The organism is Delftia acidovorans SPH-1 (genome assembly GCF_000018665.1).
In the GTDB taxonomy this organism is placed as follows: domain Bacteria; phylum Pseudomonadota; class Gammaproteobacteria; order Burkholderiales; family Burkholderiaceae_C; genus Comamonas; species Comamonas acidovorans.
In genome coordinates this window covers 4,168,801-4,185,159 of sequence record NC_010002.1, presented here as the reverse complement: position 1 = coordinate 4,185,159, position 16,359 = coordinate 4,168,801, and the positions used below count along the sequence as shown (strand labels likewise).

Here is a 16,359-nt window from a genome sequence, read left to right as displayed (position 1 = left end):
CAAGCCCAGTCTCTGCCATAAGGTCAGCTTAGAAAGAAGGCTTGGGAGCATCTATTTCCAAGGCGTAGCCAAGTCCTCTCAACGTGACGACGCTGACACCACTGCCTTCCAGCTTTTTGCGCAGTCTGTGAATGAAGACCTCGGCCGCCTCCAGATGGACATCAGACTCTTCGGGGAAGACGCGCTCGATGATCTGCTTTTTTGTGAACGGCTCACCAGAGCGCTGGATAAGCACACGAAGTACCGAATACTCGCGTTTCGAGAGTGGGACAGGCGCGCCATGCAGCATGAATTGCTTGGTGACACCGTCCAGGACCAGCGGGCCGCAAGCGAGCCTTGGGTGATCGCTCCCCCTGGCGCGGCGCACCAGCGCGTGCAATCTTGCTTCAAGCTCTGCCAGGGCAAAGGGTTTGGCCAGGAAGTCGTCCGCGCCCGCATTGAGCGCGCGGACACGCTCGTCAACCGAGTCGCGCGCCGTAAGAATCAGCGCGGGCAGACGCTGGTCCCGTGCCCGCAGCCTCTCCAAGACGACATCACCGCTGAGGTCAGGCAGGCCCAGATCGAGGACGGCAGCGTCGTAGTCCTCGGTGGCCAGCCGCCGATCGGCAAGCTTGCCGTTGTCCACCCATTCCACCTGAATTCCCACTTGGGTCAACGCCTTGGACAGCCATGTACCAAGGGCGTGCTCATCTTCGGCAAGCAGGATTCGCATCGGGAAAAACAGGGTTTCTGACGGCCTCCGGGCACATCAGTCGGCTTTGATCTGCGCCTTGGCAATGACTTGCTTCCAGCGCGCCTGCTCGCGGGCGATGAATTCGGCAAACTGTGCCGGGGTATCGCCAATGATTTCGGCGGCGTCTGCATGCAGACGTTCGACCGAGGACGGAGCCCGAACTGCCTTGCTGGTTTCGGCAGCCAGCAGGTCTATCTCACTGGAGGAAAAATTGGCCGGGGCGAGCTTGCCATACCACTGCGTCATCTCGAAGCCGGGGAAACCCTGTTCCGCGACGGTCGGCACGTCGGGCAGTTGGGGAATGCGCTTGCTTGAACCCGTGGCGATGCAACGCAGCTTGCCGGACTTGATGAACGGGATCACGGCCGCAGCCCCGATCGCCGAAGCGCCCACGCGGCCGGACAGCAGGTCCGTCATCATCGGGCCGGTACCCCGATACGGGACGTGCAGCATGGAGAACCCGGAAGTCAGCTTCAGGTATTCAAACGCCAGATGACCCGCACTTCCATTGCCGGCAGAGCCGTAGCTTAGGCTTTCCGGATTGGCCTTGGCATATTCAATCAGTTCCTTGATGTTTTTCACCGGAACCTTGGGATTCACGACATAAAGACTCGGTACTTTGGCCAGCAAACTGATTGGCTTGAAGTCCTTTTCCACGTTGTAGGGGAGCTTGGCGAAAATATAAGGATTCACGGCCAGGGTGCCGATATGGCCGAGAATGACGGTGTGGTGATCCTCGGCACGGGCGACTTCAGACATCGCAATATTGCCCGCTGCGCCAGGCTTGTTGTCCACGTAGACACTCTGGCCGATCGTCTTCGTCATCTCGGCTGCCGTGGAGCGTGCAACTATTTCAGAGCTGCCGCCAGGGGCAAACGGCACAACAAATCGTATTGATTTATTCGGCCATTTCTGGGCGAGGGCAGGGGTGGCAATATGGGACAGACCGACCGCACCCGCCAGTCCAAGCAGCTTGCGGCGATCAATAGGGTTGAACAGGCAGGAGGGCAGGTTTTCTTGCATTGCAGTCTTCCAAATGATTAAGTCGAATGGAAGATGCTACACAAGCCAAACTTTCAGATGGCTGTCAATTTTCTGTGCCGCTCTTCATAAATCATGGGTAAAAACCCTAGGAAAGTTTATCTTTTAGCATATTTCAGCTTTCAAAGTGCTTTCAATTTTCAAAATACCTTGCGCTCAGTGCTTACACCTAATTCCCGTGAATGACAGCCACTTGAAAGTTCCACGGAAATAAATTTGCAATGCACAACGCTGTGGGCGTGAAGTGTCTTATCAACGATTGATCATCAGGAGACAAACAATGAAAAAAACCGCAATGACTGGACTGATTGCCATGGGAATTTCGGCTGTGGCTGTAACCGCGTGCGGAGGCGCAGGGGAGGGCGCATCCCAACCCACGGAAATACGCACGACATGGTTCGGCATCAGCAACTTCCATTATCAAATCGGCTCCACCGGCATCATTCTGGATGGTGAGGTGGTGAATACCGGCAGCGCGCCGTCGCCATCAGCAGTCACCAAGGTGCTTGGTGCGCTTCGCAAGCGTGGCTCGGTGGACTATTTTCTGGTGGGTCATGAGCATGGTGACCATGCCTTGCAAATTCCAGAGTATGCAAAGCAAACCGGCAAGCCCATATATGCCCCGGCAGCCGTCTGCCAAAAGGTCGTCGCCTATGGCAATCCGGCGGCACAGTGCACGACATTGAAGGGCGGCGAAGTGATTTCGCTCAACGAAAATACGACGGTTCGCGTGGTGCGCTGGCTGCACAGCATCGACTGCGGCGAAGTCGGCGCGGGAACGGCTGGAGTAGAAACGTTTGGATTTCTGATCACCACGAAGACGCCGGACAAGGTTCTTTCCGTCTATGCATCGGACAGCGGTGCGGGTGGACAGGAATTGTTCTATCCACGCATCGTCAACAAGGGCCTTCCCAATCAGGTGGTCTACGGATCGCCATTCGACAATCTGTCTGCTGCCGTGAAAGATGCCGGAATATCCAACATCGACCTGTGGCAAGGCGGCCCCGAGTCGAATGTCGTGGCACAGGCCCGCGTCATCATTCCGGCCTTCAAGGTGAAGTATTTCCAGCCGCATCATCTCGGAACCCGGGCAACCAAGGTGGATGGAAATTCCGTTGGTTTCAGCCTTGAATACGGACTGCATTTTCCCTATCTCGAAACCGAAGTGCCACGCCTGACGGACTATCTGAAGTCTGCGAACGCGGTTGCCTACAACCCCGTGAACTATTTCGATGCATGGTCTCTGTCCAAGGACGGCTTCAAGTCACAGGACAACGCCGACGTGAAGGCCGTGTATGGACTGCCTGCCACCGGTCCCGGCCCTGGCAAGCAAGGTCCGAACCCGCGGGCTGGCCAATTGGAGTGCACCGGTGCGTAAGAATTCTTGCCCTCTGTGAGCGCGGGTGTCGGGGTCGTGACGCCGCAACCGGAGCTTCTGCTTGGTTCGATACGATGTATATTATGTTAAATCACAAACGCAGATAACAGCCTGAAAACCAAGGCAAGGCACTCCTCCAGTGCCTTGCCTGCTTCGTTTTCAGCTGTTCAAGACGGTTTCCAGGCCTTCAAGCTCCTGCTTCAGCAAAAGCGCGGTTTCCTGTGGCTCGAACTGGCGCTGCAGCAGCGGGATGGTGAAGACGTAGCTTGCATCGTGCACGCCGTGGGTTTCATCGCGGCGCAGGACGTAGGCCAGTTGCAGGCGCGCCAGGGACCGGCGCAGGGCCTGGGCCTGGCCGGTGGCGCCGTGGGACTGGACCAGGGCGTCGAGTGCGGTCAGGCTGGTCTGTCCTTGCTGGGCCGTGTGATAGACGGCGATGCGGTCCAGGCGGCAGGCCTGTTCGTCGGTGCTCAAGCGGCCCCATCCCACCAGCGCGTCCTGCACAGGCTGGGATGCCATGGCCTGGCGCAGGTGGCGTTCTTCGATGACGCGTTCGTCGGGTCCCAGGGCTTCCAGGCATTCCTGGCAGAGGATGGCGACCAGGTTGGCGCGCCTGCCGCTGGCCTCTATCAGCCGCTCGGCCAGAGCGTCGTTGGCAAAGCCCAGGCGCAGCCTGCGCAGCGGTTCGGTGGCCAGGGCGTGGCATGCCGCTGGCTCCAATCCCCCAATGGCCAGGATTTCGCCGAAGTTGCGCAGCGGCGACTGGTAGTCGAGCAGCGCTGCCGCGTACAGATCCCAGAATCCCGCCAGCATGAACCAGCAACGGCCCTCCTCGCTCAGCGCACGCAAGGCGCTGAGCTGGGGGTAGCCATTGCGGGCTTCGTCGCGGAAGAACAGGTCGGCCTCGTCGATCAGCAGGTACAGCCGCCTGCCCTGCGACTGCTTTTGCAGGTGTTCGATGATGGCCTCCAGCGGTGTTTCCACGGGAAGCCCGAACTGCGTGGCCAGGCGCGGCGTGAGGCGGTGGTCGCGCAGCGAGATGTAGTGGCAGGCGATGGCCGGATGCTCCTGCAGCCGCCGCTGCACGGCCTTGAGCAGGCTGCTTTTGCCGAGCTGGCGTCCTCCCACGACCAGGTAGTTGGCCGGCTCGCGGTTGAGCACGCGGGCCAGCAGGCGCTCGCGGCCAAAGAAAACGTCCTCGCGCGTCACGCCGCCGCGCGTCTGGTAGGGCGATATGCGCGTGACCTGCAACTGCGTGGCCAGCAGCCGCAGCAGCACCTGGTCTGGAGCGCCGCAAAGCAGCCATTCGGTCTGCCCCGGGCTGTCCAGCAGCACGTGCAGGTTGGCGCGCTCCTGGGCATGGCGCTGCAGCAGCGGCATGGGCGACTGTGGATGGTGCGGGCTCACGATGAGCACCACATCGCCGCCGGTTTGCAGCAGGCGCAGCTGGCGCACGAGTTCGCCCTCTTCCAGCTCCGCTGGGGGTGCATAGACCAAGCAGCGACCCAGGGCGATGGGCAGCTCGGGCGGCAGTGTCCACTCGAACATGTCGCCGGGCACGGGCCACTCGCCTTGCGCCGGTTTGCAGGCGGCGGACAGGCGTTCGGCCAGGGCCCGCACGCGGGCGCCTGGGCTTGCGCCGGCAAGGCGCAGGGCGCGCTGCCAATCCGGCGGGCGTATGCCTGCAGCGCGCAGGACGGCGGAACGGCGGCCTGTGAGCCGCAGCAACCGGTCCAGTTGGGGCAGATGCTGGTAGGGCTTGCGGCGCAGGCGCTCGGGCTTGAGCTGTGCCGGGCCTATCAGCGGATGGCGCACCAGCCACAGCAGGGCCAGGCAGCCAAAGACCAGTGCGCTGGTCCAGATGACGCTGCGCAGCCATCCAAAGGGTTCATGCTCGGGCTGGCCCGGCGAGGGGCTGCAGTTCAGCGGCAGGTAGCGCGGCGGAGTCGGAGGCAGGCCGCCCTGGCAGCTCCAGTCCCAGCGTTGCCTGTCCAGTTGCAGCAGGACCTGGGTTCCGGCGAGCACGCCCATCTGGCTGTCGCGCACCACGTCCGCCTGCAGCACGAATGGACTGGGCGAGCTCATGCGCACGCGTGGTTCGGCAATGTCCGGCGCCACGCTGGCCAGGTCCTGCGGCCAGCTTTCATGCTGGCGCACATGATCCATCAGGGCCAGGCGCCACAGGATGATCTCGTTCCACACCCGGCCCGAGCTTTCCGCGCCCTGCAGGCTGCTGCGGGTGACGGGGTTGTAGCGGGGCAGCAGGATGGCCGTGCCGATGAACAGCGTGACCAAGGCGAGCAGCGCGGCGCGCCACCAGGATCTCGGCAGTTGCACAAGCCGGCCCAGGCCGCTCATGCCTGCAGTACCGCCACGGCGGCTTCGCGGGCAATGTCGCAGCGCCAGTGCAGATGGGCGCCCTCGCCTGCTCCGCGCACCTGCAGCAGATTGCCCCAGAACAGGCGCCGCAGCACGGCATCCTGCAGATAGGGGCGTGCACGGCCCAGCGATGCCGCATCCACCAGCCCGCGCAGTTGCTCGCGCGTGGCAGGTTCCTGCGCCAGGGGCAGCAAGGTCTGCCACAGGCGCGCGCTGGCCACCAGATGGGCGCGCAGCAGGGGCGAGTGCACGGAAGCGACGCCCACGCCCTGCTCCACCAGCCATTGCAGCGCTTCCTCGAAAAGCGCGGGATGCCCGCCCGTCAGCGCCTGCAATGCCTCGATGACCTCGGCCGGCCAGGCCGTGCCGGGCCAGCGCTGGCGCGCCATCAGGACCAGGTCTTCCAGCGTGGGATCGGGCCAGTGGGCCACCTGGCCGATGTTGAGCAGCGACAGATCACCGCTGCGGTACTTGAGGTCGGCCAGGGCCTCGCTGCCGCACAGCAGCAGGTGCAGGCGGCCGCTGTGCATTTCGCTGAGGCTGCGCAGGATGCCGGCCAGTGTCTCGCGCAGCTGCGCCGTGCCCTGCTCGAAGCGGCTGACCAGGCAAAACAGCCGGCCGCCGGCCAGCAGGCGCTTTTCCAGCAGGGCCTCGAATTCGTAGTCCGATCCTACTTCGCCCAGCCCGCATTGCCGGCCCAGGGCCGCAAAGTAGTCGGCCGCAGCCGTGCTCACGCTGTAGGGCGGCTGGATGTGCAACACCGCCTCGGCGCCATATTGGGCGCGGGCGCGCAGCAGCAGTTCCTGGCGAAACGGGGGCTGCCCCCAGTGCGCGGGCGACAGCAGCATGGTGATGGCATAGGGCCTGGCCTGGGCCAACTGGGCGAAAAGCCGGTCCATGAAGCCTGCAAAAGGCTGGGCGCCGGCGGCGGCGGCCTGCAGCGGAAACTCCGTGGCAAAGCCAGCAGCAGAGAACAGGCGATTGGTCTCCGCCTCCGTCAGGCGCAGGTACTGGGCGCAGGCGGCCAGCCGGTCGCGCGAGCGCGGATTTGGCAGGGAAACCCCATTCCTCCAGTTGTTGACGGCTTCCCGGCTCAGCCCGATCTCGGTGGCCACGCCCGAGGCGCTGGCGCGGATGCGGCGCATGTACAGCCCCAGCAAATGGCCGAAATCCTCGTGAACGCCTGGTGCCACGGCAGCACCCTGTTCAATGGCGGTGGGCTGCATCAGCGACGGCTCCGCTCAGGAAAACAGCGCCTGCTGGCGCAGATCCATCCTGCCGGGGCCATGGTTCGTATCCTCATCCTGTTCACCCTCTCCTGGGATTCAGCGGGTCTTGTGCAATTTGTTTCATTTTGCCGAGCGCGGATTGTCTCAGGATGCGGCATCCCCGCCGCCCTGCCCCGCAAACTCCCGTCGCGCGCCGGCCATGCGGTACAGAGGCAGCACTACCGCCAGCACCAATCCCAAAGCCAGCCAGAGCCACAGTCCCTTGCCTCTGAAGGCCAGGGCCGCAATGACGGTAAAGGCCACGGCCTCGCACAGCCCGCGAAAGCCGGCCCGCAGCATGAACAGCCCCACGATGCCCTGCACGGGCGATACGCCGCTTTTGCGCAGGCTGGCCATGGTGTCCAGCAGGGCCTGCACGGATTCCTGGGCCTGGCGGTCACGCTCCTGGTCCCGCTCGCGCAGCCGGGTGATGGTCATGGGCTGGGCCGGATTGGTGAGGGCGGTGCCGTCGGCGCCCTCTTCCTGGCCGGGCTGCGGATAGACCTCGCCATCCGTATCGACCAGCACCTGGCGCTCCGGGTAACGGGACAGCCAGGCGTGGTGGCTGACCCATTGGCCGGCATCGAAGTGGTAGCGCTCGCTCTCGCCCACCTGGTCGTAGAAGACATGCAGCACCGCCGCCTGCAGCCCGTGCTGGAACAGCGTCTCCAGCAATCGCCAGGGCATGCCGGCCGTGGTGCGGGTGTCAAAGCCCAGCTCCAGGTGCTGGGGATGGCCCAGGGCGCTGGCATTGGCCCAGTCGTCATCCCACAGCGCGGACCGGTCCAGGGCGGGGGATCCAGCGCTCGGCCTGCTCCCAGTACTGCCGGGCCAGGTACTGGCAGATCAGCTGCACGCGGCGCAGCTGCAGGGGCGTATCGAAGAAAAGATAGAGGTGATGGACGTTGCTGGACATGGCGGGCCTGAGGCGTTTGCAGGAATGCCGCGATTGTTCAATTGCAGCCGCCAGCCGGCCCTCCCAGGCCTGTCCAGCAGGCGGCTGGCAAGCGCTCCCACCGGTTGACATTCTGTCCACTGCAAGAAGCGGGATGCAGGCGCTGCGGCGGAGCCCTAGACTGCGGCAATTGCCCACAGCGCCCATACCGCCAACCCCGCCCATACCGCCAACCGCGCCCATACCGCAAACCCCGCCCGCCATGCACAACCTCGGTCTTTTCGACAACGAAGCTTGCGAATCCGCCCCGCCCTGCCACTGGACGCAGATGGAGCACCAGCTCGATGAGCAAGGCTGCGCGCGCCTGCGCGGCCTGCTGGATGCGCAGCAGTGCCGCGACCTGGCCGCTCTCTACGCAAGGGAGGACGGCTTTCGCTCCCGCATCGTCATGGCACGCCACGGTTTCGGGCGCGGCGAGTACCAATATTTCGACTACCCCTTGCCACCGCTGCTGCAGCGCCTGCGCGAGCAGCTGTATCTGCGCCTGGCGCCGGTGGCCAATCTCTGGAACCAGCGCATGGGGCTGGAGGTGCGCTATCCGGACCGGCTGCAGGACTTCCTGGCGCGCTGCCACGCGCAGGGCCAGTTGCGGCCCACGCCGCTCATCCTTCAATACGGTGTGGGCGACTACAACTGCCTGCACCAGGATGTCTATGGAGAGCATGTGTTTCCGCTGCAGGTGGTGCTGCTGCTGTCGCGGCCCGGGCGGGACTTCACGGGTGGCGAGTTCGTCATCACCCAGGCCGACGGCGACCGGCAGCGGGCCGATGTGATGGCACTGGACCAGGGCGATGCACTGGTCCTGGCCGTGCGCCACCGGCCCGTGCCCGGGCGGCGCACCGGCTACCGCCGCGTGGCCATGCGCCATGGGGTCAGCCGCATCCACAGCGGCCATCGCCATACCGTGGGGCTGATCTTTCATGACGCACTTTGATGGATGGCCGGTATGAGCACGCTGGATCTTTTCGCCGATGAACATCCCACCGGGGCCGAATCCATAGGCCCCCAATCCGTGGTGCTGCGCGGCCATGCCCTGCCCCATGCCGCGCAGTTGCTGGAGGCGGTCGAAGGCATTGCGGCGCAGGCGCCGCTGCGCCATCTGGTCACGCCGGGCGGCTTCACCATGTCGGTGGCCATGACCAACTGCGGCGCGCTGGGCTGGACCAGCGACAGGCGCGGCTACCGCTACAGCGCCATCGATCCACTCAGCGGCCAGCCCTGGCCGGCCATGCCGGCCGTGTTTGTCCGGCTGGCGGGCGAGGCGGCCGCTGCGGCGGGGTTCGATGGCTTTGTGCCCGATGCCTGCCTCATCAACCAGTACCTGCCCGGCACCCGGCTTTCCCTGCACCAGGACCGCGACGAACGCGACCTGGGCGCGCCCATTGTCTCGGTGTCCCTGGGCATGCCGGCCACGTTTCTGTTTGGAGGACTGGCGCGCGCGGACAGGACGGCCAGGGTGCCGCTGCAGCATGGCGACGTGGTGGTCTGGGGCGGCGTGGATCGGCTGCGCCACCACGGCGTGTTGCCGCTCAAGGACCAGCCTCACCCGCTGCTGGGCGGGCGGCGCATCAATCTCACTTTTCGCAAGGCGGGCTGAATGGTTGGACGGTCTGAAATGGACAGGCTCAACAGCCAGGATCGCTTCGCCCGCCTGGATTGGGCGCGGATTGCCGCTGAGCTCGATGCCGAAGGCCATGCCCTGCTGCCGCAGCTGCTGACTGCGGATGAAAGCCGCGCCTTGGCCCGCGAGGCGGCAGCCGTGCCTGGCCTGCCGCCCTGCATGCAGGCATGGCGCCCGGTGCTGTACGGGCATCTGCTGGCCCTGGCCAACCGCTGGCGTGAACACATGGGCATGCAGCCTGGGTTGCCAGGCTGCTTCGAGGATTTCATGCGTGCGGGCCGGCCAGCAGGCCAGACGCAGCCGCAGCCGCAGCCGCAGCCACATCTGCTGCGCGTGCCGCAAGCGGGTCATGCCCCGCTGCGTTCATACAGCGAAGGTGCGGCGGTGTTTCCGCTGCAGCTGGTGCTGCTGCTGTCCCGGCCGGGCCAGGATTTCGAGGGCGGCGAATTCGTGATGACCGAGCAGCGCCCGCGCATGCAATCGCGCCCCATGGTGCTGCCGCTGGGCCTGGGGGATGCGGCCATCATCGCCACGGGGCCGCGCCCGGTGCGCGGTGCTGCGGGCTTTTACCGCGTGCACCTGCGGCATGCCATCAGCCGCGTTCACCGTGGCGAGTGGCTGGGTCTGGAGCTGCTTTTGCACGACGCGCCCTCGGCGCCAAAGGCTCTGCAAACAGACCGCTGGCTATAATGCCGCGCCTGCAAAGGCATCCGTGCAACAGGTGTCCGCATGCCAGCCATGGGGATGAAACGGGAACAAGGTGACTGCCAGCAAATGCTTTTTGCGCTGCCGGCACAGGCCTTGGCTGCCCCCGCAACGGTAAACAAGTCAAGGCGCTCCATGCCTGTCCCGCCAGTCTCCGCAACCCTGCGGAGGGGCGATGACAGGCTGTCACTGGTTCATGGCGTGGTCTGCAACATGCAGCTTTTCGCGGGTGGATTGGGAAGACGGGGCGCTGGGCGCAAGGCATGTCCTTGCGCCGCTTGTGAGCCCGGAGACCGGCCTGCTGCGTTTCGCGCCTGCTGTGCAGGCGTTTTCTTGACTGTCTGCGGGGTGCGGATGGCAACGTCCTGCGCCCTTTCCTCCCACGCTGGCTGGAGAGGTGGCAGTGCCTTGCTTTCGCATCAGACGGTCGAAGACCGATGTTCGAAATGCATTCTTCCTTTTCCAGGGTTTCCAGCGCTCGCGCTGCCCAGTCCCTTTCCGTGCGGCTGAGCCCGCTGGCCCTGGCCTGCGCCTTCATCTGCCTGCCGGCGCAGGCTCAAACCCAAACGCCCACGCCCACGCCAACGCCCCCATCAACCGCCCTGCCCGAGGTCCAGGTCACCGGCCAGGCCGAACGCATCGGCCAGCAACTGGCCCAGCCTGCGCGCTCTGCCAGCCATACCGGCGTCTCCAACCAGGAAGTGCCGGCCAGCGTGGATGGTGTTTCTGCCGAGCAGATGCAGGAGCGTGGCGACTACGCCCTGGTGGACGCCGTCACGCGTACCGTGGGCCTGACGGCCAGCAGCACGCCGGGCAACGGCGGCCTGGCCTTCAGCAGCCGCGGCTTTGCGGGGGTCAATTCCGTGGGCGTGGCCGAAGACGGCATGGTGCTGGGCGTGGCCGCCGGCACCACGGCCTATCCTGGTGACAGCTGGGGCTACGAGCGCATCGACGTGCTGCGTGGACCGGCCTCGCTGATGTATGGCAGCGGCACCATGGGCGCCACCGTCAACGCCATCCGCAAGCAGCCCAGCCGCACCAGCTCGGCCGAGGTGCTGGTGGGCGCGGGCACGGACGACACGCTGCGCCTGGGCCTGGGCGTGACCGGCGCCCTGGGCGCCTATGCCAGCTACCGCATCGACAGCTACACCGCGCGCAGCGCAGGCGAGCGCGATCTGGACCAGTCGCGCAACGGCAAGTTCATGAGCACGCTGCGCTTGGAGCCCACGAGCGACCTGCAGATCGACCTGATTGCCGACCGCAGCGTGCAAAAGCCCAGCCGCTACTGGGGCACGCCGGGCCTGGACGGCAAGGTGGTGGAGTCGCTGCGCGACCGCAATTACAACGCCGAAGACAGTGTGCTGCGCTATGCCGACGAGCGCCTGCGCGCCAAGGTGCAATGGAAGGCCAATGACTGGCTGACGGTGCGCAACGAGCTGTACCACGTGAAGTCCGACCGCCACTGGCGCAACATCGAGGCCTACGCGCTCAACCCCGCCACCTGGACCGTGGGCCGCTCCGACTACCTGGAAATCCTGCACGACCTGGAGCAGACCGGCAACCGCCTGGGCCTGAACGTGGACCGGGGCTCGCACAAGATCGCCATGGGCTGGGAGGCCGCGCGCATCAACCTGCGGCTGTCCAACAACTCGCCCTATGGCGGCTCGTCCACGGTCTCGGCCTGGGACCCTGTGCATGGCAGCTGGGCCAGCCCCGATCTCACCGCCGCCAAGACAGAAACCGGCGTGACCCAGCATGCCCTGTACCTGGAAGATGCCTGGCGCATCAGCAACCGCTGGCTGGCCATGGCCGGCCTGCGCCGCGATGTCTACGACTTTGCCAGCCACTCGCTGGTGGGCGGCACGGACTTCGACAAGACGCTGGCCGCCACCTCCTGGCGCCTGGGCCTGACCTATGAGCTGGCCCGCAACACCCATGTCTATGGGCAGATCAGCTCGGGACACGATCCCGTCAACAGCCTGGTGTCGCTGAACCTGGCCAACACGGCTTACAAGCTGAGCAAGGGCCGCCAGGCCGAGATTGGCATCAAGCAGCAGGTGGCCGGCGGGCGCGGCGAATGGACGCTGGCCGTGTTCGACATCAAGAAGGACGACATCATCACGCGCGACCCGGACCGGCCGGCCATCTCCATCCAGGGCGGCAGCCAGTCCTCGCGCGGGGCGCAAGCCACTGCCGCCTTCCAGGCCACGCCTGCCCTGCGCGTGGAGGGCAATCTGTCGTACGTGGATGCCCAGTTCGACAAGCTCATCGAGGCTGGCGGCAACCGCGCAGGCAACCGTCCGCAGAACGTGGCCAAGACCACGGCCAACCTCTGGGGCCACTACCGCGTGGGCGCCTGGCAGGCCTCGCTGGGCCTGCGCTACGTGGGTGACCGCTTTGGCAACAACGCCAATACCGTGAACCTGCCCGCCTACACCGTGGCCGACGCCGCGCTGAGCTGGCAGATGGACCCGCGCACCACCCTGAGCCTGATCGGCCGCAACCTGGCCGACAGGGTCTATGTGGGATCGAGCTACGGCAGCCAGTTCCTGGTCGGGCAAGGCCGCCGCTTCGAGATCGCGGCCCATATCCGGTTCTGATGGCCATGGCGCGCTCCAAAAGCCTCCACGGTCTCCACGGCCTGTGCGCTGGCGCCCTGGCGGCCACCCTGCTGCTGGCCGGCTGCTCGCGCAGCGATTCCGGCACCACCAGTGAACTGCCGGCACCGGCTGCCGCACCGCAGGCGGCCGTGACCGTCAATGTCTGCGGCAGCCCCGTGACCTACGCCAGCGCACCGCTGCGCGCCGTGACCCATGACGTGAACATCACCGAGATGTTCCTCTTTCTGGGCCTGGGCGACCGGCTGGTGGGCTACAGCGGCATCACGCAGGCCAAGCAGATCGACCCGGCCTTCCAGGCCCAGCTGGCCCGCGTGCCCCGGCTGGCCGAGCGCGAGATGAACCTGGAGGCCATCCTGGGCGCCTCGGCCGACTTCGTCTTCGGAGGCTGGAGCTACGGTTTTCGCCAGGGCCAGGTCACGCCCGAGGTGCTGCAACGCCACGGCATTGCCTCGTATGTGTTGTCCGAATCGTGCATCCGCGTGGGGCCGCGCAGCCAGGTGGCGCTGGAAGACGGCCTGACCGACCTGCGCAACCTGGGCCGCATCTTCCGCATCGACGCCCATGCCGAGCAACTGGCGCAGGGGCTGGAGCGCGAACTCAAGGACCTGCGCGAGCGCATGCAGGGCGTGCGGCAGCGGCCTTCGGTCTTCGTCTACGACAGCGGCCAGGACATCCCCGTGACCGTGGGCCGCTACGGCATGCCGCAGGCCATGATCGAGGAAGCGGGCGGGCGCAACATCTTCGACGACATTCCCAGCAACTGGCCTGCAGGCAACTGGGAGGACGTGGTGCAACGCAACCCGCAGTGGATCGTCATCATCGACTACGGCCAGCCCCATGCCCAGGGCAAGATCGACTTCCTGCTGGCCAAGCCCGAGCTGGCCGGCGTCGATGCCATCCGCGAAAAGCGGTTTTTCGTGATGACCTATGCCGAGGCCACGCCCGGCCCGCGCAATATTGCGCGGACCCGCGCCCTGGCGCAGGCCCTGCACCCCGACCGCATGCCGGCGCCCAGCCATGCGGCCAACTGACTCCCGCTGGCCCAGGCGCCCGGGCGCCGCCCGCCTCTGGTGCCTGCTGCTGTTCGCGGCCCTGTTGCTGGTGATGACGCTGGCCATCACCTGGGGGCCCGTGGACATGCCGGCCGGCACGGTCTGGCGCATTGCCTGGAGCCGGCTGCTGCAGGTGCTGGGCATGCAGCCGCCGCCGCTGGAGGGCATCACGCCGCAGCACCAGCAGATCGTCTGGCTGATCCGCATGCCGCGCGTGCTGCTGGCGGCCCTGGTGGGCGCGGGGCTTGCCGTGGTGGGCACCATCATGCAGGCCATGGTGCGCAATCCGCTGGCCGATCCCTATCTGCTGGGCGTGTCCTCTGGTGCGTCGGTGGGTGCCGTGGCCGTGCTGGCCTTCGGTGCGCTGGCCTCGGCCGGCATGTACGCCCTCACGGCCGGGGCCTTTGTGGGGGCGCTGGCGGCCACCGTCGCCGTCTACCTGCTGGCGCGCTCCCAGGGCCGCATCCATGCCACGCGGCTGATCCTGGGCGGCGTGGCCATCGGCTATGTGCTGGCGGGCGTGACCAGCCTGATCACCCTTTCATCGGGCCAGCGTGACCTAGCCAATGCCCTGCTGACCTGGACGCTGGGCAGCCTGGCCGGCACGCAGTGGGAGGAACTGGGCATTCCCGCCGCCGTGCTGGCTGCGGGAATGCTCTGGCTGGGGCTGCAGACGCGCCCGCTCAACGCCCTTCTGGCCGGTGACGAGGCCGCCGCCACGCTGGGCGTGGACACGGCACGGCTGCGGCGCGCACTGTTCCTGGCAGTGTCGTTGCTGACGGGCACCATGGTGGCGGTCAGCGGCGCCATCGGCTTTGTGGGGCTGATCGTGCCGCACGCCGCGCGCATGCTGGTGGGCACGGACCACCGGCGCGTGCTGCCCGTGGCCGCCCTGGCCGGCGCCCTGCTGCTGGTGCTGGTGGATCTTGTCGCGCGCACAGCCTTTGCGCCCATGGAACTGCCCGTGGGCGTGATCACCTCGTTGATCGGCGGACCCTTCTTCGTCTGGATGCTGGTGCGCCAGCCGGTGCAGGGAGGGCGCGGCCCATGAAGCTGCAAGCCCAGGACCTGTGCTGGAGCGCCGATGCCCGGCGTGCCGACGCCCGGCGCATCGTGGACCAGGCCAGCCTCGCCCTGCACAGCGGCGAATGCGTGGGGCTCATCGGCCCCAACGGCAGCGGCAAATCCACCCTGCTGCGCATGCTCTACCGCGTGCTGCGGCCCGACGCAGGCTGCGTGCTGCTGGACCAGCGCGACATCCGGGACATGACGGCGCGCGAGTTCGCGGCCCAGGTCTCGGTCCTGGCGCAGGAGGCGCCGCAGAGCTTTGACTTCACCGTGCGCGAGGCGGTGATGATGGGCCGCATCCCCCACCAGTCCCCCTGGGCTGGCGACAGCGCCGAAGACCTCGCCTGCATGCGCCAGGCGCTGGCCCAGGTGAACGCCCTGGCGCTGGAGGAGCGGCGTTTCTCCAGCCTGTCCGGCGGCGAGAAGCAGCGCGTTCTCGTGGCCCGCGCGCTGGCCCAGCAGCCTCGGCTGATGCTGCTGGACGAGCCCACCAACCACCTGGACATACGCCATCAGCTGGAGTTGATGTCACTGGTCCGGCGCCTGCAGATCAGCAGCATCGTCGCCCTGCACGACCTCAACATCGCCGCCCACTACTGCGACCGTCTCTATCTCATGGAACAAGGCCGCATCGTTGCCCATGGCACACCGGCGCAGGTGCTGACCCCTACCACCATCGGCCAGGTCTACGGCGTGGCTGCCGAGGTGGACATCCATGCCGCCACCGGCCGGCTGCGCATCAGCTTCATTCCCGATGAACTCCTCTGAAACATCCATTCCGCCCGGGCCCGACGCCGTGATCGTGCTGGGCCGCGGCGGCACGGGCGCAGCCTCGCGTCAAAGCCTGATCGAACTGGCCGATGCCTTGCGCCAGACGCTGGAGCCGGCCTGCAAGGTCGTCACATCCTTCGTGGACAAGGCCGCACCCTCGCTGCCCGAGGCGCTGCAGCAATGCCTGCCGGCGCGCTCCATCGTCGTGCTGCCCCTTTTCTCGCCCGACGAGCCTGCCCTGCTGCGCTGGCTGCACAAGCTGGCCATGCGCTGGCGCTCGCAGTTGCCGGACCAGGGCGTGCAGGTGCGGTTTGCCGACCATCTGCTGGGCGCTGCCGCCATGCCCGCGCTGCTGCTGCCGCAGATCAGGCAGGCCCTGCAGAACCCGGACGTGGCCGAAGCCGCTGGCGACCAATGGCAGCACGATCCCCAGGCCTGGTCCCAGGTGCCGGACCACCAGCACCACGCCCTGGTCTGCACGGGACCGCGCTGCACCGCCCTGGGCGCCGTGGCCGTCTGGCAAAGCCTGGGCGAGGCCGTGCAGGCCAGCAGCGAACTGCGTGCCAGGCTGCGCCTGCTGCAGACCAGCTGCCAGTACCCCTGCAACCATGGTCCGCTGGCCATCGTCTATCCGGATGGTGTCTGGTACGGGCGGCTGACAGCCGGGAATGCGGCCGAGGTGGTGGAGGCTCATGTGCTCTCGCGGCAGGTTTGTGCGGAGCACCATGTGCACGGGCCTGTGGAGCTGGGAACGCAGGCTTCGTGAT

Annotated in this window: 15 protein-coding genes and 1 riboswitch; of the genes, 9 read left to right on the top strand and 6 right to left on the bottom strand. The window is 66.2% G+C overall.

The annotated features are described in order from the left end of the window. Positions 1-28: 28 nt before the first annotated feature. Together DACI_RS19105 and DACI_RS19100 are read right to left on the bottom strand one after the other, a co-directional pair. On the bottom strand, positions 29-712 hold the full coding sequence (locus DACI_RS19105; protein WP_012205628.1) for a response regulator: 684 nt from the start codon (positions 710-712) through the stop codon (positions 29-31). A 36-nt stretch (positions 713-748) separates the two neighbouring features. Then, entirely contained in the window at positions 749-1,756 is a 1,008-nt protein-coding gene (locus DACI_RS19100) for a Bug family tripartite tricarboxylate transporter substrate binding protein (protein ID WP_012205627.1), read from the bottom strand. A 298-nt stretch (positions 1,757-2,054) separates the two neighbouring features. On the opposite strand from DACI_RS19100, the gene DACI_RS19095 reads away from it, so the two are divergent. Then, complete coding sequence (locus tag DACI_RS19095; protein ID WP_012205626.1) at positions 2,055-3,152, top strand: MBL fold metallo-hydrolase; 1,098 nt, start codon at positions 2,055-2,057, stop codon at positions 3,150-3,152. A 159-nt stretch (positions 3,153-3,311) separates the two neighbouring features. Here DACI_RS19095 and DACI_RS19090 read toward each other — a convergent pair whose 3' ends face one another. The 4 genes from DACI_RS19090 to DACI_RS32585 all read right to left on the bottom strand — a co-directional run bounded on the left by DACI_RS19090 (position 3,312) and on the right by DACI_RS32585 (position 7,715). Further along, positions 3,312-5,510 carry an AAA family ATPase gene (locus DACI_RS19090; RefSeq protein WP_012205625.1) on the bottom strand — a complete coding sequence of 733 codons (2,199 nt, stop codon included), beginning with the start codon at positions 5,508-5,510 and terminating at the stop codon, positions 3,312-3,314. Continuing rightward, positions 5,507-6,757 (bottom strand): hypothetical protein, encoded by a 1,251-nt coding sequence (locus DACI_RS19085; protein ID WP_012205624.1) that lies wholly within the window; start codon positions 6,755-6,757, stop codon positions 5,507-5,509. The genes DACI_RS19090 and DACI_RS19085 overlap by 4 nt, the downstream gene beginning before the upstream one ends. Positions 6,758-6,904: 147 nt before the next feature. After that, positions 6,905-7,486, bottom strand: coding sequence for a hypothetical protein (locus DACI_RS19080; RefSeq protein WP_012205623.1), 582 nt, complete (start codon positions 7,484-7,486; stop codon positions 6,905-6,907). A 76-nt stretch (positions 7,487-7,562) separates the two neighbouring features. Continuing rightward, the gene (locus tag DACI_RS32585) at positions 7,563-7,715 is read right to left on the bottom strand and encodes a hypothetical protein (RefSeq protein WP_225970959.1); all 153 of its coding nucleotides are present in this window, start codon (positions 7,713-7,715) and stop codon (positions 7,563-7,565) included. Positions 7,716-7,956: 241 nt separating this feature from the next. Here DACI_RS32585 and DACI_RS19075 point away from each other — a divergent pair, with 241 nt between their 5' ends. The 8 genes from DACI_RS19075 to DACI_RS19040 all read left to right on the top strand — a co-directional run bounded on the left by DACI_RS19075 (position 7,957) and on the right by DACI_RS19040 (position 16,358). Beyond that, positions 7,957-8,688 (top strand): 2OG-Fe(II) oxygenase, encoded by a 732-nt coding sequence (locus DACI_RS19075; protein ID WP_043781974.1) that lies wholly within the window; start codon positions 7,957-7,959, stop codon positions 8,686-8,688. A gap of 12 nt (positions 8,689-8,700) precedes the next feature. Next, positions 8,701-9,351: a DNA oxidative demethylase AlkB gene (alkB, locus tag DACI_RS19070; RefSeq protein WP_043781971.1), complete on the top strand. Its 651-nt coding sequence runs from the start codon at positions 8,701-8,703 to the stop codon at positions 9,349-9,351. A gap of 18 nt (positions 9,352-9,369) precedes the next feature. After that, positions 9,370-10,065, top strand: a complete 696-nt coding sequence (locus DACI_RS19065; protein ID WP_043781969.1) for a 2OG-Fe(II) oxygenase — start codon at positions 9,370-9,372, stop codon at positions 10,063-10,065. A 12-nt stretch (positions 10,066-10,077) separates the two neighbouring features. Beyond that, positions 10,078-10,396: riboswitch (cobalamin riboswitch) on the top strand. A 121-nt stretch (positions 10,397-10,517) separates the two neighbouring features. Then, positions 10,518-12,680, top strand: a complete 2,163-nt coding sequence (locus DACI_RS19060) for a TonB-dependent receptor (RefSeq protein WP_012205619.1) — start codon at positions 10,518-10,520, stop codon at positions 12,678-12,680. Next, positions 12,680-13,732: an ABC transporter substrate-binding protein gene (locus DACI_RS19055; protein WP_012205618.1), complete on the top strand. Its 1,053-nt coding sequence runs from the start codon at positions 12,680-12,682 to the stop codon at positions 13,730-13,732. The genes DACI_RS19060 and DACI_RS19055 overlap by 1 nt, the downstream gene beginning before the upstream one ends. Then, complete coding sequence (locus tag DACI_RS19050; protein WP_012205617.1) at positions 13,719-14,804, top strand: FecCD family ABC transporter permease; 1,086 nt, start codon at positions 13,719-13,721, stop codon at positions 14,802-14,804. The genes DACI_RS19055 and DACI_RS19050 overlap by 14 nt, the downstream gene beginning before the upstream one ends. Next, on the top strand, positions 14,801-15,589 hold the full coding sequence (locus tag DACI_RS19045) for an ABC transporter ATP-binding protein (RefSeq protein WP_012205616.1): 789 nt from the start codon (positions 14,801-14,803) through the stop codon (positions 15,587-15,589). Before DACI_RS19050 ends, DACI_RS19045 begins: the two co-directional genes overlap by 4 nt. Next, complete coding sequence (locus DACI_RS19040; protein WP_225970956.1) at positions 15,576-16,358, top strand: (2Fe-2S) ferredoxin domain-containing protein; 783 nt, start codon at positions 15,576-15,578, stop codon at positions 16,356-16,358. Before DACI_RS19045 ends, DACI_RS19040 begins: the two co-directional genes overlap by 14 nt. Position 16,359: the final 1 nt, after the last annotated feature.